The sequence below is a fragment of the Rhizobium sp. TAL182 genome (assembly GCF_002117725.1).
Lineage (GTDB): Bacteria > Pseudomonadota > Alphaproteobacteria > Rhizobiales > Rhizobiaceae > Rhizobium > Rhizobium esperanzae.
In genome coordinates this window covers 3,057,038-3,082,951 of sequence record NZ_CP021024.1, presented here as the reverse complement: position 1 = coordinate 3,082,951, position 25,914 = coordinate 3,057,038, and the positions used below count along the sequence as shown (strand labels likewise).

The window sequence follows — 25,914 nt, the reverse complement described above, 5'->3', positions numbered from 1 at the left end:
AAAAGACCCCTCCACAAACCGCTCGGGTTTATGTTTTCCTACCCTCATGCGGACGTCCGGGGTTTTCGCCACTCGGCAGACTTCATGTCAGAACGGCTCGATCGGGCCGCACGCATTGCTGAATATAGATATGACGGCTTAAGTCTTTCCTAACGATGTTTATCTTCAGGCTGCTGGTAGGCATTCGCGGCAAGTTGTTGAAGGAACAACATTTTTAGTTCCATTCCCGATGCCGATCGGTGGATCTCCCATTGCGGGCGGCCTTAGCCGGTGGGACAATTAATCACGGGTCAGAAAACACATTCTTGAATTGCGCGTATGGGGCCGAGACTATAATCACGCGGAACGCGCAAGCGCGTCGCGATCGAGGTTCAAGAAATGAAGACATTCCGTATCGTCATCTGGGTCGCCGTGCTGATCGTTGCCGGTGTTCTCGGCGCAATCACGCTCTATCCTAACAAGTCTTCCGATGTCGTGTCGGAGGCGCCGTTCGGCGTGCCATTCACCCTAATCTCACAGAGCGGACAGCCGATCACAGAGCAGGCGCTGCGCGGCAAGCCGACAGCGCTTTTCTTCGGCTTCACCCATTGCCCCGAAGTTTGCCCGACGACGTTGTTCGAGCTGAACGGCTGGCTGGAGAAGGTTGATCCGGACGGAACCAAGCTGCAGGCCTATTTCGTGACCGTCGATCCTGAGCGCGACACGCCCGAAATCATGAACGCGTACGTCTCCAACGTGTCTAAGCGTATCACCGGCATTTCAGGCCCGCCCGAGAAGATCGCCGACGTCATCAAGGGGTTTCGCGTCTATGCCAAGAAGGTGCCTGTCGATGAGAAGGATCCGAATGGCGACTATACGATGGATCATACCGCCTCGGTTTTCCTGCTCGATTCGGCCGGACGGTTTTCCGGAACGATCGCCTATGGCGAAAACCCGGACACGGCGGTAAAGAAGCTGGAGAATCTCGTCAGCAAAGGGTGATGGTTTCAGCGTGATGGAGCGTTGACTCGACCGATGGCGGGCAACGGAAACGGGAAAGACCGCCTATCGTGAGTGAAATCCGCCTTTACGTGTCGACGACCGAAAGTCAGGCCGAACAAATCCTCGATCTCCTCACCGAAGTCTTCGGCGAGGAAGACTTTGCCATCGGCACCACCGAGGTCGACGAGAAGAGGGATATCTGGGAAGCCTCCGTCTACATGATGGCCGAGGACGAGGCGCAGGTACGCTCCCGCGTCGAGACGGCGCTGAAAAACGCCTTTCCCGATGCTCAGTTGCTGCGGGAGGTCATCCCCGACGTCGACTGGGTAGTAAAATCCCTGGAAGGACTGAAGCCCGTCAGGGCGGGGCGATTTCTGGTACACGGCTCGCATGACCGCGACAAGGTCCGCCCCGGCGATATCGCAATCGAGATCGATGCCGGCCAAGCCTTCGGCACCGGCCATCACGGCACGACCGCCGGCTGCCTCGAAGTGATCGATCGTGTGGTGCGATCCCGCCGCGTCCGCAACGCGCTCGATCTCGGCACCGGCAGCGGTGTGCTGGCGATTGCGGTGCGCAAGCTCAAGAACATGCCGGTGCTCGCCACCGACATCGACCCGATCGCGACGCGGGTGGCGGCCGAAAACGTTCGCCGCAACGGCATCGCCTCGGGCATCGTCACCAGAACCGCGCCAGGTTTTCACTCGACTGCTTTTTCCGAGCATGGTCCCTTTGACCTCATCATCGCCAACATCCTCGCCCGGCCGCTGATCCGAATGGCGCCGCAGCTTGCCGCCCATCTTGCGCCGGGTGGTTCGGTGATTCTGTCGGGGATTCTGGCAGCGCAGCGATGGAAGGTGATCGCCGCCTATAGCGGTGCGAGGCTCCGGCACGTCAGGACGATCTGGCGGAACGGCTGGGTGACGATCCATTTTGATCGGCCTTGAGTTCTGCATTAGGTGAGTGCTCGGCCTGCTGCACGCTTGCTCAGGGCGCCGGCTTTCCGCCTTCTACCTCATTCCTTTACCTGTCACAGGAATCCAGCCACCGCACGTCCGCGCGGTGAATGACTCATCATATTTTGGAGAGAGTCGTCCGCGCCCAACGACTTGGGCGCACTGGATTTCTGTGACGAACACAGGAATGAGCGAGCGGAGAGGTTTGCGCTCCATCGAAAAGGAACCGCTTTCGGGCGCTCAAACAAAAAAGGCGGTGCCAGTGGCACCGCCTTGGACCGGTCTATCCGGTCAATGCCCGCGAGCTCTAAGGAGGAGGAGCGCTCGAGCGGGCTCTACTGCATTCCAATGGGCCGGTCCGGGAGGGAGGAGACGGACAGGCTTTAAGCTTAGAACGCGTAGCTGGGGGCGCCCTGGTGGCGCGTGACGCGCTGGCCGGCACCGAGCAGCTTGAGGCTGTCCTCGTTCTGCGGGCGGCGGGCGCCGATCACGTGACGCACGGTCTGGCGTTCGCCAGCCTGTACCGGGCTGCTGTATGCGAAGCGCGAGAGAGAGGCGGTCATTTCAAAAAATCCTTTGGTTGCTGGGTTCATGCGAACCGTTCGATGGCGCCTATATAGCTATTCTGAAATGCGGAGGCAGAGGGTTTTCCTCATGGGAGCCATGCGGCTAATGCATAAAGCGTGCCAAATTAACTTCTGGCGTCACAGTTCTGTCAAAATGCCGAGCGTTCGCAGTGACTTCGACTCATTTCGTCGCTTTTTCTCCCTATCGATTGAAATTTCGCTAACATGGCTCGCATCCCATTAACCGGATTCGTTTCAACCATTCGGATTTCCAGCATGTTCCAGTCTTTCGAGGTCACCTCCACGCCACAGTTCGGCAAGGAACGGGTTTCGGCGTTGCGCGCCACTTTCGATTCGCTCGGCATCGACGCCTTCCTCGTACCCCGCGCCGACGAGTTCAACGGAGAATATGTTCCGGCTTGCTCCGAGCGCCTGGCATGGCTGACGGGCTTCACCGGTTCGGCGGGTATCGCGCTGATCCTGCGGACACAGGCGATCGTCTTCGTCGACGGGCGCTATGTGACGCAACTCGCCGAACAGGTCGACGGCTCGGTGTTCTCGGGCGGCGATCTGGTCAACGAGCCCCCCCATATCTGGCTAGCCGCAAACGGAGGCAAGGGGCTGAGGCTCGGCATCGACCCCTGGCTGCACGCGGGTGCGGAGGTACGGCGCCTGGAAAGGGCGCTCGCTGAGATCGGCGGGAGATTGGTGTTCCTGCCGTACAATCCGCTCGACCGGTTATGGAGCGATCGGCCGGCCGAGCCGCTCGGCGCCGTCACCATCCAGAATGTCGCCCAAGCCGGCGTGCTGGCGAAGGATAAGATTGCGACGATATCAGCCGATCTTTCGAAGAAAAACCTCGCTGCGGTGCTGATCGCCGATCCCTCGTCGGTTGCCTGGATCTTCAATATCCGCGGCGCCGACGTGCCGCACACGCCGCATCCGCTGGCGCGCGCCATCATCCATGCCGACCGGCGGTCCGAACTCTTCCTCGACAAGCGCAAGACAGGCATCGAGCCCGAGGCCTATCTCGGGCAGATCTGCACGCAGCTGCCGCCTTCGGCGCTCGAAGAGAGGCTTGCTGTCGTTTCCAGGGATGGCGGCCGCGTGCTGATCGATGCTGATATCGCCTCTCATGCACTGGCGGAGATCATCCGCCGGGCTGGCGGTGAAGTGGTGGAGGGCGCCGATCCCGCCAAGCTGCCGCGCGCGGTGAAAAACGACGTCGAAATCAACGGCTCGGCCGCTGCACATCTGCAGGATGGAGCCGCGATGGTGGAGTTCCTTTATTGGCTGTCGCAGGAGAAACCGGGCAGCGTAAGCGAGATCGCCGCCGCCGAACATCTGGAGGCGGTGCGCGCCCGTGTCGGCCAGAGCATGCAGAACCCGCTGAAGGACATTTCCTTCGATACGATCTCGGGCGCCGGCGAACATGCGGCGATCATGCATTACCGCGTCACCACCGAGACCAACCGGATGATCGAGGCGGGCGAACTCTTCCTGATTGATTCCGGCGCGCAATACATCAACGGCACGACCGATATTACCCGCACGGTCGGGATCGGCACGGTTTCAGAGGAGCATCGCCGTTTCTTCACGATGGTGCTCAAGGGAATGATCCAGATCAGCACCGCACGTTTCCCGAAGGGTACACGCGGCTGCGACCTCGATCCGCTGGCGCGCATCGCACTGTGGCGGGCAGGCGCCGATTTTGCCCACGGCACAGGCCATGGAGTCGGCTCCTATCTCTCGGTGCATGAGGGACCGCAGCGCATCTCCAGGCTTTCGACACAGGAGCTGCTGCCCGGCATGATCCTTTCGAACGAGCCCGGCTATTATCGGCCGGGGAGCTTCGGCATCCGTATCGAGAACCTGATCTATGTGCGCGGCGCCGAGGAGATCGAAGGCGGCGACATGCCGATGCTCGGCTTCGAGACGCTGACCTTCTGCCCGATCGACCGCAGCCTCGTCATTCCCGAGCTTCTCACCCATGATGAGCTGCATTGGTTCAACGATTATCACCGCCGCACATGCGAGGCGCTGATGCCGCTCATCCACGACCACGACGTCAGGGCGTGGCTCGAAAACGCGACGCTGCCGCTCGAATATTAGACAAGAGGCGGCGGAGCACTGCTTCGGTCTGCGAGGCCGCGCATCTTTCAGGCGTAGGGCAGGGCTCAAGCGCCGATCGTATAACGCCATGCCATCACGACCACCCAGGCCGCAACCAGCATCCATGTATGGGAAATGCGCAGGCCGACGAAGAGGGCGACGATCAGCGCCAGTTTCGATTCCCAGCCGCCGATGAAGAAGGCTGGTGCGACAAGAGTCGTCAACACGGCGGCCGGCACGGCATTCAGCGCCGCTTCCACGCGCGGGGGAATGCTCTTCATTCGGGTGATGAGGATGTAGCCGCCGATGCGGGTGGCGAAGGTGGCGACCGCCGCAGCGAGGATGACGAGCGCCATGTGGAGATCGAATTCCATGGCTCAGACCTCGTGCACTTCGGATTGAAGGGCGTCGGCTTCGAGATCCGGCACCTCGCGCGGCAGCGGCAGCAGGGCAGCCAGCACGATGCCGGCGGCCGCACCCAGGCTGACATGCCAGGGCGAGCCGACATAGCGATAGGCGAGCACTGATGCCACCGCGCTGACGAGCGCCACCGGCAGGAAATTGTCGCGCTTGCGGAAGCCGAGCACGATGCCGAGGAAATAGGCCGGCAGCAGGATATCGAGGCCGATCGCCTTGGGATCGCCGATGAAGCCGCCGAGCATGCCGCCGGCGATGCTGATCAGCACCCAGGGAATGTAGATGACGATTCCGAAGCCGAGATACCAGGCGAAGGTGAGCGGTTTGCCGGCTTCGCCGCGCTTGACCGCCGCGGCAAATTGCGGATCGACGAGCAGGAAAAAGGTGAAGAATTTCTGCGCCGAGGTGAAATGGCCGATGTAGCGCGCTAAGGCCGCCGAATAGAGCACGTGGCGGAAATTGACGGCGAGGATCGACAGCACGATCAGCCAGGCATGGACCTTGTGGCCGAAGAGTTCGATGCCGACCATCTGGCTGGCACCGGCATAGACCGTGGCGCTCATGAAGGCGGCCTCCGAAAGCGACATGCCGTTTTCAACCGCGAGCGCTCCGAACAGCGCGCCGAAGGGCGCCGATGCCAGCGCAACGGCCGAGCCGCCCCGCAAACCTTCAACAAAGTCGGCGCGATTCATGTGGGTGTCCTGTTGGAAATTCAGATTTCCCTTATGGGCTATGGTCTTCCGCGGCAATTGAATTTCGTTGATTGACCAATCGATTTCCCTGAAGCATCAACATGGTGATTGCATTTGTCGGAGAGGCAGGCATGCAGAAGATCGGATTTTCCAGGGAAGAAAAGGCTGAGATCGTTTCGCGCATCCGCGCTTATTTCGACCGGGAACTGGATCCCATCGGCACCCTGCCGGCCGAATTCCTGCTCGACTTTTTCACCGAGGAGATTGGCCCGTACTTCTACAATCAGGGGCTGAGAGATGCTCAGGCTGCCCTATTGAAGAGAATGGAAGACGTGGCCGAAGATATTCATCTTCTTGAGAGAGAGCAGAAATCCAGCGTCTGAAAATCAGGCGGCAGGCCTACTTAACGCCAAATTATGTCTGCGGCGATACGATCGGCGCTTTCCTTCACCAGGTTGGTGTCATTTGGCCCTGATTGTCTCTGTTATTGATGAACCTCGATCCGCCAGGCTCGGCAAGGCGATGCTGTTTCTCGTCTGGCTTGCGCTGGCGTCTGCGCTTTGCTGGTCCGAAACGGTATGGCGTGATGAGGTTCGCGCATTGTCGCTGGCTCTTCAGGGGGACAATTTCGCCGCTATGCTTCGCCAGTTGCATGGTGAGGGGCATCCTGCTCTCTGGTATATCCTGCTGCGCGCCGCCTATATCATGGTCGGCTCACCTGTTGTCCTGAAAATCGCCGCACTGACGATTGCGGCGGCCGCGGCATATCTTCTCGTTTTCCGGCTGAAATTGCCCCTTCCCATCATGCTGCTGTCGCTGTTCAGCAGCTTTTCGATTTTCGATTATGCCGCGATGTCGCGAAATTACGGCATCAGCATGCTGGTGGTCTTCCTTATCGTCCTGAATTGGGAGAAAGGCCTACGCAATGGGATATTGCTCGGCCTGCTGTTCGCCTTGCTGGCCAATACCAACGTCCATTCGGTGGTGCTCGTCGGAGGTTTCCTCGCCTATTGGTTTTTCGATCTGGTTCTGGCGCGGCCAAGACCCCCTCTGAGCGCATATCGGGCCTTTGTGACAGCTGCTGCCATTGCCGCCATCGGCATTGTTCTCTGCGTCATGACGGTCTATCCGACTTTCAATGATGCGGGGCAGAACGATCTTGCGGGCAAGAATTTCGCTTTGCTTGTCCTTTCGGCGCTTGTCGCCACCAATTCCTACTTCATGGCGTTCTACCCCGATCGGATCGTTGCACTGGTCTTGGCCGATCCATTGTTCGCCCGGATATTCGCGTCGCTTATGGCCGTGCTCATCTATGGCAGCCTGTTGGGGCTGGCGAACCGACGACCGGCGATGTTCGCAGCAGCACTCGTTCTCCTCGGGCTTTCCCTGCTTTTTACGCTCGTCTATCCAGGTAGCTACAGGCATCAGGCACTGTGGCTGGTCTTCATGATCGCAGTCACCGCTTTGACCCTGCCGCCTCGGCCGGGCCTCGCCGATGTTGCCGGCACCGAAGCTGCCGGCGTCGTCGTGAAGATCGGGCGTCTGTGCTTCATGATATTGCTCGCGTTGCAGGTCGCGTCCGGCATCGAGAAGGTCCATCGGTTCCTTTTCACCGACATGCCGCTCAGCCGAGCCCGGGATCTCGGCTCGTTCATTCAATCTCGTCCTGATCTCAAGGATGCGATCATCGTGGCTGATCCCGACTATCTCGTGGAAGCCTTGCCCTATTACGTTTCCAATCGCACCTACCTTCTAAGGGAGGAGCGGTTCGGTGCCATCGTGCACTATACCCGCAATGCGCGGCTTTCGCTCAGCCTTGCCGACATTCTGCAGACGGCGCGGCAACTGCAGCAGAGCGAGCATGCCCCCGTCGTCATTCTTCTCTCACAGCGGCTTGACCGGATTACCGCGCCGGTCGCATTGCGCGAAAGTTACAATTGGCTGCTATCCCTGACGCCAGAGAACATTTCCGCATTCCGGAGCGAGACGACTCTCGTCAAGCGCTTCGGCCCCGTTGCCGGCAGCGATGAGACATTCGATGTCTATCTGTTGAAGTAGTCGGTGATCGCAAGCTCATTGGCGCAAGGCATCTGCGCTTTTGATCACAGCAATGCCATGCGCCTTCATCTCGTCAATGGCGATGGCAACACCTTCGGGCGTGATGCCGCGGCTTGCGTCCTCGATGAAGCGTACGCGCACGCCCGGCATCATCTCGAGCGCGTCGAGCGCCGAGAACTTGACGCAGTAATCGGTCGCCAGCCCGCAGACGTCGAGATCGGTGACACCCTGTTCCCGGAGGAAATTGGAAAGACCGGTCGAGGCATCACGGTCATTGTCGCGGAACGCCGAATAGCTGTCGATCCTGGGATCCTCGCCCTTCTGCTGGATTAGGTCGATCTCTTCGGACCTCAGTTCCGGATGCAGTTCGGCGTCGAGCGTACCCTGGATACAGTGGTCGGGCCACATCATCTGTGGCTTGCCGGACAATTCGCCCATCTCGAAGGGGCGGGCACCCGGATGGGCGGAGGCGAAGCTGCCGTGGCCCGGCGGATGCCAGTCCTGCGAGGCGACGATCAGATCGTATCTACCGCTGTCGATCAGCCGGTTTGCGACGGGAACCACCTTGTCGCCGTCCGGCACCGGCAGATTGCCGCCCGGACAGAAGCCGTTCTGGATATCGACGAGCAGCAGCGCTTTCATCAAGGCCAATCCCTTCGCGTTATTACAATGCAAATACCAAATGCACCGAACACACCACTAGTGGATTTCCCAGCACGGGTGCGCAAGTGTTAATTCTCGTACCTGCGGTAGTGATTGGTCGAAAAAGCATGCGCTAATACAACCATGGATATTGATTGCGGCGACTCTCCTCTCGAAACGGCGGGAAGGCGGAGGTTTTACAGTGCGGATCGCCCCGGCAGAGTCTCATTTACCCGGTGTCAGCCGTCATCGGTTTACCGGCCCAGCCGCTGCAGCGCCTTCTTCGGCGGCCGCGTCCGCTCGACCTTGCCCGCCGCCGCGATTTCTGCCTTTCTTGGCTCATCAGCAAATCGAGATTGAAGCCATGTCCGAGCCTCAAGCAGATGAAAAGATCGATGCGACGTTCCGCAACGGGTCGCTGACGGCGACCGGGATCATTCTTGGTTTCTCCCTCAATTTCATCAGTCTCTGGGTGTCCAATCCCAATGACTGGAGCCGCGTCGATCTGCTGCCGATGTCGTTCCTGATTGTCGGTATCGCCATTCAGGTGAAGGTGTTTGCAGATCTGCTCGCGCGCGACTCCCTACTCGCCGCAAAATATGACCGGGATCGGCGACTGTTCCTGATCGGGCTGTCGATCGTCGCCGTCGGAATGGGGATCGCCCTGCTGAACGATATTCTCGGGCTCAGCAGTATGCGGATGTTCGGATAAGGGCTCCCACGCGGTATCACCGCAAAATCACACGCGCTCGACGAACCCGTCCAGCACCCGCTTCTGTCCGGCGCGATCGAAATCGATCGTCAGCTTGTTGCCTTCAATGCCGGTGATGTTGCCGTTGCCGAACTTCATGTGGAATACGCGGTCGCCGAGGGTGAAGCGCGACGGCTCCGTGGACGTGGACTTCGCCACCAGTTCGCCGTCGATCATGCGCCCTTTCGGGCCGCTTTCGCCGTAACCGATGCGTTCGACGGCGTGGCCGGAGCGGGTGCCCCAATTGTCGCGGGTGGCATCGGTCTTGTTGGCCTGGGCGCGCTTCCAGCCGGGGGTCGAATAGGAATTGGCGAAGGGTTCGGCCTTGTCGAAGCGGGACTGGCCGTAGCCGCCGCGGCCGTAACCGCCGTAGCTCTGCTCCATCTCGGCGACCTCGACATGGCTCTCCGGCAGTTCGTCCAGGAAACGCGAGGGCAGGGTCGATTGCCAGAGACCGTGAATGCGGCGGTTGGAGACGAACCAGATGTGGCAGCGGCGTTTGGCGCGGGTGATGCCGACATAGGCGAGGCGGCGTTCCTCCTCCAGGCCGGCGCGGCCGCTTTCATCGAGCGAGCGCTGATGCGGGAACAGGCCTTCCTCCCAGCCGGGCAGGAAGACGGTGTCGAATTCCAGGCCCTTGGCAGAATGCAGCGTCATGATCGAGACGGCGTCGAGGTTCTCGTTGGTCTCGGCATCCATCACAAGGGAGACGTGTTCGAGAAAGCCGCGCATCGACTCGAAGCTTTCCATCGAGCGGATCAGTTCCTTGAGGTTTTCGAGACGGCCCGGGGCTTCCGCGCTCTTGTCGTTCTTCCACATGTCGGTATAGCCGGACTCTTCGAGGATCTGCTCGGCAAGTTCGGTATGCGGTGTGTTTTCAAGCAGTTCCTGCCATCGGCGGAAAGATTGAATCACGTCGAAGAGGGCTTTGCGCGCCTTCGGCTTCAACTCGTCCGTCTCGATGATGTCGGCGGCGGCCGCCAGCATCGGGACGTCGCGGGCGCGGGCATAATCATGTAGCGCGCGCACCGTCGTATCGCCGAGGCCGCGCTTCGGCGTGTTGATGATGCGTTCGAAGGCGAGATCGTCGGCCGGTTGTGCGACGAGCCGAAAATAGGCCATGGCATCGCGGATTTCGAGGCGCTCATAGAAGCGCGGGCCACCGATGACGCGGTAGTTAAGGCCAAGGGTGACGAAGCGATCTTCGAATTCGCGCATCTGGAAGGAGGCGCGCACGAGGATCGCCATGTCATTCAGCAGATGCTTGCTGCGCTGGAGTTGCTCGATCTCCTCGCCGATGGCGCGGGCTTCCTCCTCGGAGTCCCAGGACGCGTGAACCTGCACCTTGACGTCGTCGGGATCGGCGCGGTCGGTGAATAGCGTCTTGCCCAGGCGGCCTTCATTGTGGGCGATCAGGTGGGCGGCCGCGCCGAGGATATGTTCGGTCGAACGGTAGTTGCGCTCCAGCTTGATGACTTTGGCGCCGGGGAAATCCTTCTCGAAGCGCAGGATATTGTCGACCTCCGCGCCGCGCCAGCCATAGATCGACTGGTCGTCGTCACCGACGCAGCAGACATTCTGCGGCTCGCCCTTGGCGCGCTGGGCCAGCAGCCTCAGCCACATATATTGGGCGGTGTTGGTATCCTGATATTCGTCGACGAGGATATAACGGAAGCGGCCGTGATATTCCTTCAGGAGATCCGGGTTCTTGCGGAAGATCGTGATCGGATGCATCAGCAGGTCGCCGAAATCGCAGGCGTTCAGCGTCGTCAGGCGCGCCTGATAGGCGAAATAGAGTTCGCGGCCGCGGCCATTGGCAAAGGCGCGGGCATCACCCTCGGGGATATCGGCGGGGCCGAGGCCCTTGTTCTTCCAGGTGTCGATCATGCCGGCGAATTGCTTGGCCGGCCAGCGCTTGTCGTCGAGGCCTTCGGCCTGGATCAGCTGCTTGATCAGGCGCACGACGTCGTCGGTGTCGAGAATGGTGAAACCGGAGCTCAGGCCGACGAGCTCGCCATGGCGGCGCAGGAGCTTGACGCCGATCGAGTGGAAGGTGCCGAGCCAGGGCATGCCTTCGACGGCGCCGCCGACGAGCAGGGCGATGCGCTCCTTCATCTCGCGCGCGGCCTTGTTGGTAAAGGTGACGGCGAGGATCTGCGACGGGAAGGCGCGGCCGGTATTGAGGATATGGGCGATGCGGGTCGTCAGCACGCGCGTCTTTCCGGTGCCGGCGCCGGCGAGCACGAGGACGGGGCCTTCCAGCGTTTCGACGGCTTCGGTCTGTTCCGGGTTCAATCCGGCGAGATAATCCGGCCGCTTGCCGCCGTCACGGGCCGCCATGGCGCGTGCGGCGATGCCGCCGCCGGCGGCTGGCCTTCCGGCAGTTGCGACAGACGGCTGCGGCTTGCGCGCCACTTCGCCCGGCTCTTCGTCGAAGAAGGGAATATCGTCGAAACTATTGCTCATGGCGCGTAATGTAGTGATTCGGGAAGGAAAGACCAGAAAAGATGTTCTGCTTTCATTCTGGAATCACCGCTATTGCAGCGGTGTGGGCGGCGAAAAAATTCCGATTGCAGCCTGTCGGAACGGGCGGCGACCAGACGTCCTCGAAGCATCGTACAGAAGTCCGGGATACTCGCCAACTAAGGAGGCTGTCCATGCCCAAGGTCATTTCAAATCTCTGGTTCGCGGAGCAGGCACGCGAAGCCGTCGAATTCTACGTGTCGATCATTCCGGATTCCAGGATCGGCCGCACCACCGTACTTCCGGCGGAAACGCCGAGCGGTCCTCCCGGCAGCGTCGAGCTGATCGAGTTCACGCTTGGCGACCAGGCCTTCCTGGCGATGAAGGCCGGTCCGCTCGACAGCTTCAATCATTCCTTTTCGATCGCGATCCTGCTGGAGAGCCAGGCGGAGATCGATCGGATATGGGATGCCTTCCTCGCCAATGGCGGCACGCCGGAGGCCTGCGGCTGGCTGAAGGACCGCTGGGGGCTTTCCTGGCAGATCGTCCCGCGCGCTCTCTCCGAGATGATCGCCGACGAAGATCGCGAGCGGGCAAGGCGCGTCACCGAAGTCATGCTCGGCATGGTCAAGATCGATGTGGCTGCGCTGGAGAAGGCATTCAACGGCTAAAAGTGCCAGCGTATGATAGGAACATACCGGGCGCGTGGCGACGTTCGCCCGGTCCCATGCTGCGGGAGCGCGCTGGGTGCCCTGCTGTCAGAGCCGGCTTGCTCTCACCGGCGGGCCGATTGCCGAATTTCCACGGCTCGAATCACCGGCGCCATTGCACACCTTTTTGACATTCATGTCACGTCGCTAAATGTGCTGATATGCCAATGACCCTTTTCTCAACTACAATGGGAAACAGTTTCGCGGAGTAAAAAAATTACCGGTGAATGCACAATTTTGTGCATTGCTACAAACGGCCGGTCAGCGTCGAATATACCTACGAAACTATTGATTCTTAGGAACGCCGTGGCCATCTCGATGGTTATACGGCTTAGAGCCTGCGGCATAACCTTAATGGAGGTCCCATGCTGAGTGAATCCGTATTCGATGCGTTCACACGCAGTTATGAAGCGCGCCGCGAAAGCGACATGTCGGTTTCGGAATATCTCGATCTCTGCAAAACCGAACCGATCGCCTATGCGAACGCGACCGAGCGCCTGCTGGCTGCAATAGGCGAGCCGCAGATGGTGGACACTGCCAAGGACGCCCGCCTCGGCAGAATCTTCATGAACAGGACTATCCGGGTTTATCCCGCCTTTGCGGGTTTTCACGGCATGGAAGAGACAATCGAACGCATCGTCTCCTTCTTTCGGCATGCGGCGCAGGGGCTCGAGGAGCGCAAGCAGATTCTTTATCTGCTCGGTCCGGTCGGCGGCGGCAAGTCGTCGCTGGCGGAGCGGCTGAAGCAGTTGATGGAGGTTCATCCGATCTACGTGCTGAAGGCCGGTGACGAGATCAGCCCCGTGTTCGAAAGCCCGCTCAACCTCTTCGACCCGGAGACGATGGGTTCGCTCCTGCAGGAGCAGTATGGAATCCCGCTGCGGCGTCTGAACGGATTGATGAGCCCGTGGTGTCTGAAGCGGCTCGACGATTTCGGAGGCGACATTTCCCGGTTCCGCGTCGTCAGGATACAACCCTCGCGACTGCGCCAGATCGCAATTGCCAAGACCGAACCTGGAGATGAGAACAACCAGGACATCTCCTCGTTGGTTGGCAAGGTGGATATCCGCAAGCTGGAAACCTATTCTCAGAACGATCCGGACGCCTACAGCTATTCGGGCGGACTGAACCGCGCCAATCAGGGCGTGCTCGAATTCGTCGAGATGTTCAAGGCGCCGATCAAGATGCTGCATCCGCTGCTGACGGCAACGCAGGAGGGCAACTATATCGGCTCCGAGAATATCGGCGCCATACCTTTCTCCGGCATCGTCCTTGCGCATTCGAACGAGGCGGAGTGGCAGACCTTCAAGGCCAACAAGAACAATGAGGCTTTCATCGACCGTATCTGCGTGATCAAAGTTCCCTATTGCCTGAGGGTGACAGAGGAACAGAAGATCTACGAAAAGCTGATCGAGGGATCGGAACTGGTGGACGCGCCATGCGCCCCGGCAACGCTCGAAATGCTGGCGCGTTTCTCCGTCCTTTCGCGCCTGCGCAAGCACGAGAATTCGACCTTCTTCTCGAAGATGCGCACCTATGACGGGGAGAGCCTGAAAGAAAGCGACCCGCGCGCCCGCAGTGTCCAGGAATACCGGGATGCTGCCGGCATCGACGAAGGCATGGACGGAATATCGACCCGCTTCGCCTTCAAAGTGCTCGCCTCCACCTTCAATCACGACACTACGGATATCGGCGCCGATCCCGTCCATCTGATGTATGTGCTGGAACAGGCGATCCGTCGCGAGCAGTTTTCCGACGATGTCGAGAAGCGTTATCTGGAATTCATCAAGGCCGATCTTGCGCCACGCTACGCAGAGTTCATTGGCAACGAGATTCAGAAGGCCTATCTTGAATCCTATTCGGACTACGGACAGAATCTGTTCGACCGCTATGTAGATTATGCCGACGCCTGGATCGAAGATGTGGACTTCAAGGATCCCGATACCGGTCAGCTTCTCGACCGCGAGCTCCTCAATCAGGAGCTGACGAAGATCGAAAAGCCGGCGGGAATCGCCAATCCGAAGGATTTCCGCAACGAAATCGTCAAGTTCTCGCTGAGATCGCGGGCGGCCAATGGCGGAAAAAATCCGTCATGGACGAGCTACGAGAAAATCCGGGAAGTCATCGAGAAGCGTATGTTTTCGCAGGTCGAAGATCTCTTGCCGGTCATTTCCTTCGGATCGAAGAAGGATTCGGAAACAGAAAAGAAGCATAGCGAATTCGTCTCGCGCATGGCCGCGCGAGGTTACACGGAACGGCAGGTTCGGCGCCTCGTCGAATGGTACATGCGCGTCAAACAGGCAAGTTAATGCGGAGCCATTATGCACATTGTCGACCGGCGGCTAAATCCGCGCGGTAAAAGTCTGGAAAATCGTCAGCGGTTCCTTCGACGCATGAAGGGAGCCGTGCAGCAGGCGGTGAAACGTTCGCTGCAAAATCGAAACATTCGAGACGTGCTCGACGGTGGGGAGATCAGCCTGCCGATCGATGGAATGGCCGAACCAAGCTTTCGACGGGGCGAAGGCGGCATCGCCGACCACATCCTGCCGGGGAACCGGGCTTTCGTCGAAGGCGACATCATTCCGCGGCCGCCGGGTGGGAAGGGTGGAAAACCAAAAGATGCAGGCGAAGGCGACGGTGAGGACGGCTTTCGCTTCGTGCTGACGCGGGAGGAATTCCTCGATGTGTTCCTCGATGACCTTGAATTGCCAGACCTTGCCAAGCGGCGCCTAGCCGAAACGGAGGAGGAAACTCCGTTCCGGGCCGGTTATTCCGTATCGGGATCCCCTGCCAACATTGCCGTCGGTCGCACCACGAAGCTGGCGATGATGCGCCGCGTTGCGCTTGGCCGCCCACGCCGCGAAGAGATCGAAGCCCTGCAGCGGCAGATCGAGGAATGTGAGGAGGAAGAGGCCCGTCTGGCGCTTGAGGCAAAACTCAAATCCCTGACGGAAAAAAGCCGGCGCATTCCCTATATCGATCCGCTCGACGTGCGCTATCGCCGCTTCGAAAACGAGCCGAAGCCTGTCGCCAAAGCGGTGATGTTCTGCCTGATGGACGTCTCGGGCTCCATGTCGGAGCACATGAAGGACCTTGCGAAGCGGTTCTACCTGCTGCTCTACCTTTTCCTGTCGAAACGCTACAAGAAAGTGGAAATCGTCTTCATCCGCCATACCGACAGGGCAGAAGAGGTCGACGAGGAAACCTTCTTCTACGGTCCGGCGACGGGCGGCACGCTGGTGTCGAGCGCGCTTGCCGCCATGCGGGCGATCATCGCGGCGCGTTTCGACCCGGCGGAGTGGAATATCTATGGCGCCCAGGCCTCGGACGGCGACAATGCCCATTCGGACGGAAATCTGACCGGGCAACTGCTGCGCGAGATTTTGCCGCTGTGCCAGTATTTCGCCTATATCGAGGTCGGCGAGGAAGGCGGCGATTCTTCAGTATCGCGATCGCCCCTCTGGATGCTCTATGACGGGATCCGTTCCGAACCGCTGCCGCTTTCGATGCGCAAGGTATGCCGGCGAAGCGAAATATTCCCTGTTTTCCACGATCTCTTCCAGAAACGTGACGCACAGCCGAAGGTGACGCCATGACCATGACGGTGAGGCCAAGAGAGCGGCTCTTGTTCGAGGGAGCCGACTGGGACTTTGCAACGCTGCAGCGCGTCCATGATGCGTGCGAGGAGATCGCGCTCGGTGAACTCGGCCTCGATGTCTATCCGAACCAGATCGAAGTCATCACCTCGGAGCAGATGCTGGATGCCTATTCCTCAACCGGCATGCCGCTCTTTTACCGCCATTGGTCCTTCGGAAAACACTTTGCGCATCATGAAACCTTCTACCGCCGCGGGATGCGCGACCTTGCCTACGAGATCGTCATCAACAGCTCTCCCTGCATCTCCTATCTGATGGAGGAAAACACGGCGACGATGCAGACGCTCGTCATCGCCCATGCGGCCTTCGGCCACAATCACTTCTTCAAGAATAACTATCTCTTCAAGCTCTGGACCGATGCCGAGGGAATTCTCGATTACCTTGATTTCGCCAAGGGTTATATCACCCGCTGCGAAGAGCGTTACGGCGAGACGGCCGTCGAAAGAACGCTTGATGCGGCGCATGCGCTGATGTCGCATGGGGTGCATCGATATGCCGGCAAGACCACCATCGACCTTCGCCAGGAGGAGAAGCGGGAACAGGAGCGTCGCGCCCACGAGGAGCAGATGTTCAACGACCTGTGGCGCACGGTTCCCGTTGGCAAGGCGAAGAAGGCGGGTGACATAGGTTTGGAAAAGCGCCGGGCCGCGCTCGGTCTCCCGCAGGATAACATCCTCTATTTTCTGGAGAAATCCGCGCCGCGGCTGCAGCCGTGGCAGCGCGAGATCCTTCGCATCGTCCGCCATGTCGCGCAATATTTCCATCCCCAGCGGCAGACCAAGGTGATGAACGAGGGAACCGCCACCTTCGTCCATTATCAGATCATGAACCGGCTTCACGAGCGGGGGCAGATCAGCGACGGGAACTTCCTCGAATTCCTGAAGTCGCACGCCAATGTCGTCTTCCAGCCAAACTACGACGATCGGCGGTTCTCGGGTTTCAATCCCTATGCGCTTGGTTTTGCGATGATGCAGGACATCGAGAGGATCGTCACGAAGCCGACGGAAGAGGACCGGGCATGGTTTCCCGATATTGCGGGACGAGGCGACGCGATGGGGGTTCTGCGCGACGTTTGGGCAAATTACCGGGACGAAAGTTTCATCAGCCAGTTCCTGAGCCCGAACCTGATCCGGCGGTTGCGGCTATTCCATCTCTACGACGACCCGGAACAGACCGAAGGTGTGCTGGTTTCGGCAATTCACAATGAGCGAGGCTATCTGCGCATTCGCCGGCAGCTCTCCCGCGAATACGATATCGGCTGGACCGATCCGGCCATCGATATCGTCGATGTCGATCTCGCCGGCGACCGCCGCCTGTTGCTGCAGCATATCGTCATGAACGGCTGCTATCTGCAGGAAGGTGACACGAAGCTCGTCCTGCAACATCTCGCCGATCTCTGGGGCTACGACGTGTTGCTTCAGGAAATCGACGGCTCGAGCACCGTGGCGAAGGAACATACGGCGAGCCCGCGCAAGATTGTTCAATGATCGGTTTTTTCGGCGCGCGGGCTTAAGCGCGTCGTAAGCGTCCATCCTTTCGTCCGCATCCGGTGGCGATCGACAATTATTGATGGCAACAAATACAAAGGCTGCGTAATTTACCGCCGCTGCAATCGTTCATATTGGTCCCCATTCAACCCAATTCCGGCTTTGCAGCGACCTTTCGGGGCCGATAGCAAAGGCGAGTGACCATGAGTGAAACGCGGCGGAAGCTGACGACGATCTTCTGTGCTGACGTGCAGGACTATACGCGGCTGATGGGGGCCGACGAGGAGGGGACGCTTGCGACGCTGAAGCGCTGCCGCGAGGCGATGGGACACCTGATCGAAAGCCATGGCGGACGTGTCGTCAACACTTGGGGCGACGGGTTGATCGCCGAGTTCCCGAGTGTGGTCGAAGCCGTGCGCGCCGCTGTCGATACTCAGAACGAACTCGCCGGCTTCAATGCCCGCCGTCCAAGCGACGGGCGCATGCTTTTCCGCATCGGCATCAATCTCGGCGACGTCATTGTCGACGGCGGTGACATCTATGGCGACGGTGTCAATATCGCCGCGCGGCTGCAGGCCTCGGCCGCCCCCGGCGGCATCGTGATATCGAGCACCGTTTACGATCAGGTGCGCAACAAGGTAGCTGTTGGTTTCGAGTTTCTCGGGCCGCTGACGGTGAAGAATGTCGACGAGGGCGTGCCGAGCTATGCGGTCAAGATCGGCGACGGAGGCGAGGAGGCGCAGCCTGCGGAACGACCCACCACCGTTCGGCCCCAGCCGGCGGCTCCGGTTACCGCCGAGGCAAGACCAGCTGCCGGCTACGGCCGAAGGCTGTTCAGTGTGCTCGGCGTCATCGCCGCCGTACTCGTCGGCATCAATCTCCTCACATGGAACGGAGTTTTCTGGGCCCGCTTTCCGCTGCTTGCGCTCATCGTCATTGCAGCGCTTGCCTGGAATCGTGACCAGGCGCGTTTCGACCGTAGGATGGTGACACTCGCGATCACGGCGCTCGGTATTATCGGCATCAACGTCCTCACCTGGAGTGGAACCTTCTGGGCGGTTTGGCCAATACTGGGAATCGCTGCGATGATCGGCCTGCGATGGGCGATGCGCCGATAGATTTCCGCCCCTCATTTTTCATGGGTTTTGGTGATCTTCGTCCATAGACCGGCAGCATCGAAGACCTTTGCGAGCTCCATTCAAGCAAAAGTGAGCGGCCGGATTATTCCCATTCTTCGCTGATATTACAAATCGGTAATGCCGGGTGCTTATGCTTGTCGGTAAGCTGTAAAAGCGCGATATTGTCGCATCAGATGGGAAGCTTGATCCCGCAGCGCCTCTTTCGACCGACCCTGGTCCAACCTCGAGTCCCTCCGGAGACGTGAATGGCCTTTTGGAAGCAGTTTATACTTTCGCTCATCGTCATCATTGCCGGTTTTGCCGCGTGGGTTTTCTTTGCGCCCGGCGCCGGCGATAAGATGCGCGATGCAGGCATTCCGGATAGCCTCGTTTCGATGATCGTGCCTAAAGCTCCTGAAACCGCCGATGCCGGTGCTTCCGCCGGGGCGCAGGGGCAACGGGGCCAAGGGCAGGGACAGGGACAGAACCGCCGCAGCGGCGGCGGGCGCAACAGTGCCATTCTCGTCGCGACGCAGGCCGTCGTTCAAGGCGTCGTCAACGACCGGCTGAATGCCATCGGTACAGGCGATGCGATCCGTTCCGTCGCGGTGACGCCGCAGGCGTCGGGGACGATCCGCGAAATCCTCATCAAGTCGGGCGACAGGGTGAAGGCTGGGCAGGTTCTCGCCAAGCTCGACAGCGAGGAGCAGGTGATCGCTCGCGGCCAGGCGGATGTGGCGGTGAAAGCCGCGGTCGAGAAGTCCAATCTCTATCACAACATCAAGTCCAGCGTGTCTCGCATGGACGTTTTCGATTCCGAGATCGCCGAGCAGGGCGCGCGGCTGCAGCTGCAGGCCGCCGAGCTCAATCTCGCCCGGCGCAACATCACGGCCCCAATCGACGGCATCGTCGGCATCGTGCCGGTCAATATCGGCGACAATGTCACGACATCAACGCCGATCGTCACGTTGGACGACCGTTCGGAAATCCTTGTCGATTTCTGGGTGCCGGAGCGTTTTTCGAATACGGTCGAGGTCGGCCAGCCGGTAGAGGCGATGTCGGTGGCGAAGCCGGGGCAGGTGTTTTCCGGCGTGATCGAGTCGGTCGATAACCGCATCGATGCGGCAAGCCGCACGCTGCGCCTGCGCGCCCGCATCGACAACTCTACCGACGAGCTGCGCGCCGGCATGTCCTTCAGCGTCAGCATGAAATTCCCCGGCGACAAATATCCGGCGGTCGATCCGCAGTCCGTGCAGTGGGATTCGCAAGGGTCCTTCGTGTGGCAGGTGACGGACGACAAGTCGCACAAGGTGCGGGTGAGCATCGTGCAGCGCAATCCCGACTACATTCTCGTCAAGGCCGATCTCAAGGACGGCGACAAGATCGTAACGCAGGGTCTGCAGCGCGTGCGTGAGGGCGGGGCAGTGCGTGTTTCCGCCGATGTCGCTGCGAACGGGGAGGTCGCGACCCAATGAGCGTGACCGAATTGCCTCAGGACCGAGCGTCGGGTAAGCAGAGCTTCACCGCGCTTTTCGTTCGCCGGCCGATCCTGGCGCTGGTGTTCAACACGCTGATGGTCGTCGCCGGCCTAGCAGCCTATGTCGGCGTCGAAGTGCGGGAGCTGCCTGATGTCGACCGTCCCGTCGTCACCGTGCGCACCACTTTCGACGGAGCTTCACCGCAGACGATCGACCAGGAACTGACCAAGGTGATCGAAGGCGCGGTCGCCCGCGTCAGCGGCCTGAAGTCGATCTCCTCGACCTCTTCCTTCGGCCAGAGCCGGGTGACGCTCGAATTCTCCGATGCGATCGATCTCGCGGTCGCCGCCAATGACGTGCGCGATGCGATCGGCCGCATCACCCAGAACCTGCCCGACGAGGCGGATGCGCCGCAGATCGTCAAGGCGGATTCGGATTCCTCGGCGATCATGCGCCTCGCCGTCACCTCCACCAACCTCAACATGGACGACCTGACGCAGCTCGTCGAAAACGAGGTGATCGATCGCCTCGCCTCCGTCGACGGCGTGGCCGACGTCGAGGAATATGGCGACCAGGAAAAGGTCTTCCGCGTCGATGTCGATCAGGGGGCGCTCGCCAGCCGCGGGCTCACCATCGGCGACTTGACCAAGGCGCTCGACAATGCCGCGCTCGACGTTCCGGCCGGTTCGCTGAAGAGCACGACGCAGGATATCGTCGTGCGCGCCACCGCCAACCTGCAGACGCCGGCGGATTTCTCCAATGTGATGTTGCAGGACCGCGTCCGGTTGGGCGACGTCGCGACCGTGACGCTCGGACCCCGCGACGGCGAAACGGCGCTGCGCTCGAACGGCAAGCCCGGCATCGGCCTCGGCATCATCCGCCAGGCGCAGTCGAACACGCTCAACATCTCGACCGGCATCAAGGCCGCCGTCGAGCAGCTGTCGAAGACGCTGCCCGAGGGAACGACGATCGCCATCACGAGCGACGACGCCGTCTTCATTCAGGGCGCGATCCATGAGGTGGTGCTGGCGCTGGTGCTTGCGGCCGTCATCGTCACCGCCGTCATCTATCTCTTCCTGCGCGACTGGCGGGCGACGCTGATTCCGGCGGTCAGCATGCCGGTGGCGCTGATCGGGACATTGGCTGCGATCTATATGGTCGGCTTCTCGATCAACATTCTGACGCTGCTCGCCATCGTGCTGGCCACCGGCCTCGTCGTCGACGACGCGATCGTGGTGCTCGAAAACATCGTGCGCCGGCGCGCCGAGGGTATGGGGCCGCGCGCGGCCGCCGTGCTCGGCACACGCGAGGTGTTCTTCGCCGTCATCGCCACGACGGCGACGCTGGCGGCCGTCTTCATCCCACTTTCCTTCCTCCCGGGGCAGGTCGGCGGCCTCTTCCGCGAGTTCGGCTTCGTGCTCGCCTTCTCGGTCGGGCTGTCGTCGATCGTGGCGCTGACATTGTGCCCGATGCTCGCCTCGCGCATGCTGACGAAGCCGATGATCGAGGATCACGGCGCGCTCGGCCGCGTCGGCGGGGCTTTTGCCAACCTCTACAAATGGGCGCTGCACGGCTGCCTCAACGCACCTTTCGTCATCATCCTTTTCTCGGTGATGTTTGCCGGTGCGGCATTGATCGCCTTCTCGACGGTCAAGAGCGAGCTGACGCCGGAGGAGGACCGGTCGATGGTGATGATGCGGCTGACGACGCCGCAGGGATCGAGCCTCGAATATACCCGCGACAAGATGCAGCTCGTCGAGGAATATCTGCAGCCGCTGGTCGACAGCGGCGACATCCGCAATGTCTTTTCGATCTCCGGGCAGGGCGGTTCTTTGAACAGCGGCTTCATGGTGCTGACGCTCGCCCCCTGGGGAGAGCGGCATCGGACGCAGGCCGAGATCGTCGGCGACATCAACCAGGCGGCGGCGAAGGTGCCGGCGCTGCGTGGCAACGCCATCTCGTCCAACAGCCTGCGCATCCGCGGCGCCGGCAGCGGCGTGCAGATGGCGCTTGTTGGTAACGATCACCAGGCGCTGACGGCAGCGGCCGCCAAGCTGGTGCAGGCGCTCGACGCCACCGGCCAATATGATACGCCGCGCCTGACCAATGAGCCCAGCCAGGCGCAGGTATCGGTGGCGATCGACCGCGAGCGCGCCTCGGATCTCGGCATCGACATCACCGGGCTTTCGACGGCGATCCAGTCGCTGCTCGAAGGGCGTTCAGTGGTCGACGTCTTTGTCGATGGCGAATCCTATCCCGTGCTTTTGACCTCGACGACACGGCCGATCGACGATCCCACGGATCTCGAAAACGTGTTCCTGAAGACCGGCGACGGCAAGATCGTGCCGATGTCGGTCATCGCCTCGATGAAGGAGGGTTCGGTCGCGCCGCAGCTCAATCGCGAACAGCAGCTCGCTTCCGTCGCGATCACCGCCGGCCTCAAGAACGGCATGTCACTCGGCGATGCGGTCAAACAGGTGACCGCGCTCGCCGAGCCGATCTTGCCGCCGGGCTCCCGTCTGCTGCCGCTTGCGGAAGCGGCGACGTTGGAAGAGAATTCGAACGGCATGGCGCTGACCTTCGGCTTTGCCATCGTCATCATCTTCCTGGTGCTGGCCGCCCAGTTCGAAAGCGTGCTGTCCTCGCTGATCATCATGTCGACGGTGCCGCTCGGCCTTGCCTGCGCCGTCTTCGCGCTCATCATCACGGGCTCCAGTCTCAATATCTACAGCCAGATCGGCCTAGTGCTGCTCGTCGGCGTCATGGCCAAAAACGGTATCCTGATCGTCGAATTCGCCAATCAGCTGCGCGATCGCGGTGAGGACGTGCGGTCCTCGATCGAGAAGGCCTGCGCGCTGCGCCTTCGCCCCGTCATGATGACGATGATCGCCACCATCCTCGGTGGCGTGCCGCTTGTCTTTGCCCATGGCGCAGGTGCGGAAGCGCGCGTGGCACTCGGCTGGGTAATCGTCGGCGGTCTCGGTTTCGCGACGCTGGTGACGTTGTTCATCACGCCGGTCGCCTATCTGCTGCTTGCCCGCTTCGCCAAGCCGCACGCCCATGAGGAAGCACGCCTTCACGAGGAGATGGCGGTCGCCACCCGTAGGCGCGCAGCACCCGACGAGGAACAGCTGCAAGCTGCAGAATGAGCTTAGATCCCGACTGAAACACCCCGCAAAATTCCCATTTGGCGGGGTTTTTTATGGTATATCAAGTCTTGCGGAACAAGATAAATTTCGTCTGAAGTTTAGCCGTTTATTAAGCATAAGCGGCAATGATCGTGATCAGGAACCGACTGGTCTTCTCTGTTTCTCGAAGGCCGCAATGCGCTGGATCCAGCGCCCCCGGACATGAGTGTCTGCGTGGATGGTTCATTCGTAGTCCAGTTGCGTTCTGTTGCGTTTTTTTGGAGTTTAGTTCCCGTGAGTATTTATCAGCGCGTCTCCGTTGATGCGGCGCTCCATGTGCTGCGCGATATCAATCGCAATATGACGGTCACGCAAAACCACATCACGACGGGCATGCGTGTCGGCAAAGCGGCCGACAACGCCGTCTATTGGTCGATCGCCACTACCGCACGCACCGACAACAAGGCCGTTTCGGCGATCCAGGATGCGCTCGGCATGGCGGCTGCGACGATGGGCACGGCCTATACCGGTGTGCAGAACGTCATCGACGTCGTCTCCGAGATCAAGGCCAAGCTTGTCGCCGCCACCGAGAACGGGGTCGACAAGAACAAGATCAACGAAGAACTCAAGCAGCTGCAGGAGCAGCTGCGCAGCGTTTCGGAATCGGCGACCTTCAACAGCGACAACTGGGTGATCCTCAACAATGATGCGACGCCGACGCAGCCGCGCCAGATCCCGGCGTCCTTCATCCGCAATGCCGACGGCACGGTCTCCATCGGCATGCTGAGCTACCATATCGACAATACGCCTGTCGGGGCCACGAGCTCCAAGGATGCGCGCTATCTGATCGACGATCGCGCCACCGGCTCGGGCGAATACGGCGTGCTGACCTCGGCCTATTTCGCCACCGAGCTTGGGACCGCGCAGAACTACGTGCTGATGACCAGCAAAAATGGCACCACCGCCGGCCAGGTCGTCATTTCGCTGTCGGCCGCGACGACGCAAGGGCAGATCGGTGAGATGATCAGTGTCGTCGATGCCGCGCTGACGCAGTTGACGACGGTCGGTTCGGCCTTCGGCGCGCTGGAAAAACGCATCGAGCTGCAGAACGACTTCGCCACCCAGCTGCACGACAACATCACCGCCGGCATCGGCCGGCTCGTCGATGCCGATATGGAGGAGGAGTCGAGCAGGCTCAGGGCGCTGCAGACGCAGCAGCAGCTCGGCCTGCAATCGCTGAACATCGCCAACGCAACTTACGATACGGTCAGACAGCTGTTCCAGAATTTCTAAGGGGGCGACCACCCAGCCATCCGCCCCGACCTTCGAGGCTCCGCCCTGCGGCTGCGCGCCTCGGCCACTGTCAACGTGGTCGAGCCTGCCGTTAAAACTGGTGATATCAGCGCATTGCTGCAACATGGCTGCTGTTTCGGCGCCTGAAATTCGCCTATCAAGAGAACATCTTCATTTTCTTGCCGTAATCCTTGCCATTTGCTCGCATCAGTTTTGAACGGAGACCGTCCTGTCCATGATCAAGAAATTCGTACTTCTGGCTGTCGCAGCAAGCTATCTCAGCGCCTGCACGACGACCGATCCCTATACGGGTGAGCAGAAGGTTTCCAATACGGCAGGCGGTGCTGCGCTCGGCGCGCTCGGCGGCGCCCTCGTCGGCGTGGCCGTCGGCGGCGGCGGGCATGGCAAGCGCAACGCAGCGCTGATCGGCGCCGGTATCGGCGCGCTGGCCGGCGGCGCGATCGGCAACTACATGGACCAGCAGGAAGCCGAGCTTCGCGCTCAGCTCGAAGGCACCGGTATTTCGGTGACCCGCAATGGCGACAACATCATCCTCAACATGCCCTCGAACATCACCTTCGATGTCGACCAGGATGCCGTGAAGCCGGGCTTCTATCCGACGCTGAATTCGGTGGCGATCGTGCTGCGCAAGTTCAACCGCACGCTGATCGACGTCAACGGCCATACGGATTCGACAGGCAGCCTGCAGCATAACCAGGACCTGTCGCAGCGCCGCGCGCTGTCGGTTGCCGACTATCTCGGCGGCCAGGGCATCGACCAGCGCCGCGTCTCCGCCGTCGGCTTCGGCCCGTCCCAGCCCGTCGCCTCCAACGCCTCCGAGGCCGGCCGCGCGCAGAACCGCCGCGTCGAGATCCAGATCGCGCCGATCACGCAGGGCTGAGTCAGGCGCTCTTTCAGACAACAGAAGGCCGGGCCATCGCCCGGCCTTCTTCGTTTCTGCCGATTGCATCAATGCTGCATCGTCGCGCCCTTAGTGATCTTGTCGACGATCTTCTTGCCGGCGCGCAATGCGATGCCGACGACCTTGGCGTCGTCGGGGGCATATTCGGCGAAGACGGCGCGGTTGGCGGCATCATGGCCGGTGGCAAACATCTCCTCGATGAAGATGGAGGAGGTTACCTCGCGCTCCAGCGCGCGGCGATGGATGGTCGATATTGTCGCTTCGTCGGCGGACAGCACGATAATTGGCTGGATCGACAGCGGGTTGTAGAGATTGCCGGCCCGGTCCTTGTAGGGCTCGCCGATGATTTCGGGATACTGCCCGGCGATGCCTGTCGACAGGAAGGCTGTGACGTTCAGCTTCTGCCAGCCGGCAAGATTGTTTCGCAGGACGATCGCAATTTTGGTATCAAACATTCCAGTCTCTCTCATCAGGGTATCGAAAC

General features: G+C 60.5%; 21 protein-coding genes. 15 read left to right on the top strand and 6 right to left on the bottom strand.

Annotated features, from left to right (window positions below):
- Positions 1-378 precede the first annotated feature (378 nt).
- Both Tal182_RS15655 and Tal182_RS15650 read left to right on the top strand, forming a co-directional pair.
- On the top strand, positions 379-981 hold the full coding sequence (locus Tal182_RS15655) for an SCO family protein (protein WP_064810812.1): 603 nt from the start codon (positions 379-381) through the stop codon (positions 979-981).
- A gap of 68 nt (positions 982-1,049) precedes the next feature.
- A complete protein-coding gene (locus Tal182_RS15650; RefSeq protein ID WP_064803782.1) occupies positions 1,050-1,928 on the top strand; it encodes a 50S ribosomal protein L11 methyltransferase in 879 nt (292 codons plus the stop codon).
- Between the two features lie 398 nt (positions 1,929-2,326).
- Here Tal182_RS15650 and Tal182_RS31760 read toward each other — a convergent pair whose 3' ends face one another.
- Complete coding sequence (locus Tal182_RS31760) at positions 2,327-2,530, bottom strand: hypothetical protein (RefSeq protein ID WP_064810809.1); 204 nt, start codon at positions 2,528-2,530, stop codon at positions 2,327-2,329.
- A 249-nt stretch (positions 2,531-2,779) separates the two neighbouring features.
- Between Tal182_RS31760 and Tal182_RS15640 the strand changes: the two genes are divergently transcribed.
- On the top strand, positions 2,780-4,615 hold the full coding sequence (locus tag Tal182_RS15640) for an aminopeptidase P family protein (protein WP_085860026.1): 1,836 nt from the start codon (positions 2,780-2,782) through the stop codon (positions 4,613-4,615).
- A 65-nt stretch (positions 4,616-4,680) separates the two neighbouring features.
- Here the strand turns inward: Tal182_RS15640 and Tal182_RS15635 are convergent, their stop codons facing one another.
- Both Tal182_RS15635 and Tal182_RS15630 read right to left on the bottom strand, forming a co-directional pair.
- Positions 4,681-4,989 (bottom strand): AzlD family protein, encoded by a 309-nt coding sequence (locus Tal182_RS15635; RefSeq protein WP_064803774.1) that lies wholly within the window; start codon positions 4,987-4,989, stop codon positions 4,681-4,683.
- Between the two features lie 3 nt (positions 4,990-4,992).
- Positions 4,993-5,724, bottom strand: a complete 732-nt coding sequence (locus tag Tal182_RS15630; protein WP_064803772.1) for an AzlC family ABC transporter permease — start codon at positions 5,722-5,724, stop codon at positions 4,993-4,995.
- 131 nt (positions 5,725-5,855) lie between these two features.
- Here Tal182_RS15630 and Tal182_RS15625 point away from each other — a divergent pair, with 131 nt between their 5' ends.
- Together Tal182_RS15625 and Tal182_RS15620 are read left to right on the top strand one after the other, a co-directional pair.
- Positions 5,856-6,107: a DUF2164 domain-containing protein gene (locus tag Tal182_RS15625; RefSeq protein WP_085860963.1), complete on the top strand. Its 252-nt coding sequence runs from the start codon at positions 5,856-5,858 to the stop codon at positions 6,105-6,107.
- 82 nt (positions 6,108-6,189) lie between these two features.
- Positions 6,190-7,782, top strand: coding sequence for a hypothetical protein (locus tag Tal182_RS15620; RefSeq protein ID WP_064810807.1), 1,593 nt, complete (start codon positions 6,190-6,192; stop codon positions 7,780-7,782).
- A gap of 15 nt (positions 7,783-7,797) precedes the next feature.
- Here the strand turns inward: Tal182_RS15620 and pncA are convergent, their stop codons facing one another.
- Positions 7,798-8,424 (bottom strand): bifunctional nicotinamidase/pyrazinamidase, encoded by a 627-nt coding sequence (gene pncA, locus Tal182_RS15615; protein WP_064806245.1) that lies wholly within the window; start codon positions 8,422-8,424, stop codon positions 7,798-7,800.
- A gap of 364 nt (positions 8,425-8,788) precedes the next feature.
- Between pncA and Tal182_RS15610 the strand changes: the two genes are divergently transcribed.
- Complete coding sequence (locus Tal182_RS15610) at positions 8,789-9,136, top strand: hypothetical protein (RefSeq protein ID WP_064810806.1); 348 nt, start codon at positions 8,789-8,791, stop codon at positions 9,134-9,136.
- 27 nt (positions 9,137-9,163) lie between these two features.
- Here Tal182_RS15610 and Tal182_RS15605 read toward each other — a convergent pair whose 3' ends face one another.
- A complete protein-coding gene (locus Tal182_RS15605; RefSeq protein WP_085860025.1) occupies positions 9,164-11,641 on the bottom strand; it encodes a UvrD-helicase domain-containing protein in 2,478 nt (825 codons plus the stop codon).
- A 191-nt stretch (positions 11,642-11,832) separates the two neighbouring features.
- Here Tal182_RS15605 and Tal182_RS15600 point away from each other — a divergent pair, with 191 nt between their 5' ends.
- From Tal182_RS15600 to Tal182_RS15560, 9 genes are all read left to right on the top strand, one after another.
- On the top strand, positions 11,833-12,309 hold the full coding sequence (locus tag Tal182_RS15600) for a VOC family protein (protein ID WP_064803763.1): 477 nt from the start codon (positions 11,833-11,835) through the stop codon (positions 12,307-12,309).
- 404 nt (positions 12,310-12,713) lie between these two features.
- Complete coding sequence (locus Tal182_RS15595) at positions 12,714-14,657, top strand: PrkA family serine protein kinase (RefSeq protein WP_064803761.1); 1,944 nt, start codon at positions 12,714-12,716, stop codon at positions 14,655-14,657.
- A gap of 12 nt (positions 14,658-14,669) precedes the next feature.
- On the top strand, positions 14,670-15,944 hold the full coding sequence (locus Tal182_RS15590; RefSeq protein WP_085860024.1) for a YeaH/YhbH family protein: 1,275 nt from the start codon (positions 14,670-14,672) through the stop codon (positions 15,942-15,944).
- Positions 15,941-17,491: a SpoVR family protein gene (locus tag Tal182_RS15585; protein ID WP_064810803.1), complete on the top strand. Its 1,551-nt coding sequence runs from the start codon at positions 15,941-15,943 to the stop codon at positions 17,489-17,491. Before Tal182_RS15590 ends, Tal182_RS15585 begins: the two co-directional genes overlap by 4 nt.
- Before the next feature lie 203 nt (positions 17,492-17,694).
- A complete protein-coding gene (locus Tal182_RS15580) occupies positions 17,695-18,609 on the top strand; it encodes an adenylate/guanylate cyclase domain-containing protein (protein ID WP_064810802.1) in 915 nt (304 codons plus the stop codon).
- A 266-nt stretch (positions 18,610-18,875) separates the two neighbouring features.
- Positions 18,876-20,084 carry an efflux RND transporter periplasmic adaptor subunit gene (locus Tal182_RS15575; protein ID WP_085860023.1) on the top strand — a complete coding sequence of 403 codons (1,209 nt, stop codon included), beginning with the start codon at positions 18,876-18,878 and terminating at the stop codon, positions 20,082-20,084.
- A complete protein-coding gene (locus Tal182_RS15570) occupies positions 20,081-23,236 on the top strand; it encodes an efflux RND transporter permease subunit (protein WP_085860022.1) in 3,156 nt (1,051 codons plus the stop codon). The genes Tal182_RS15575 and Tal182_RS15570 overlap by 4 nt, the downstream gene beginning before the upstream one ends.
- Positions 23,237-23,509: 273 nt before the next feature.
- Positions 23,510-24,508, top strand: coding sequence for a flagellin (locus Tal182_RS15565; RefSeq protein ID WP_064810799.1), 999 nt, complete (start codon positions 23,510-23,512; stop codon positions 24,506-24,508).
- A gap of 235 nt (positions 24,509-24,743) precedes the next feature.
- Entirely contained in the window at positions 24,744-25,409 is a 666-nt protein-coding gene (locus Tal182_RS15560; protein ID WP_011426055.1) for an OmpA family protein, read from the top strand.
- Between the two features lie 68 nt (positions 25,410-25,477).
- Here the strand turns inward: Tal182_RS15560 and Tal182_RS15555 are convergent, their stop codons facing one another.
- Positions 25,478-25,885, bottom strand: a complete 408-nt coding sequence (locus Tal182_RS15555) for a DUF2000 family protein (RefSeq protein ID WP_085860021.1) — start codon at positions 25,883-25,885, stop codon at positions 25,478-25,480.
- Positions 25,886-25,914 lie beyond the last annotated feature (29 nt).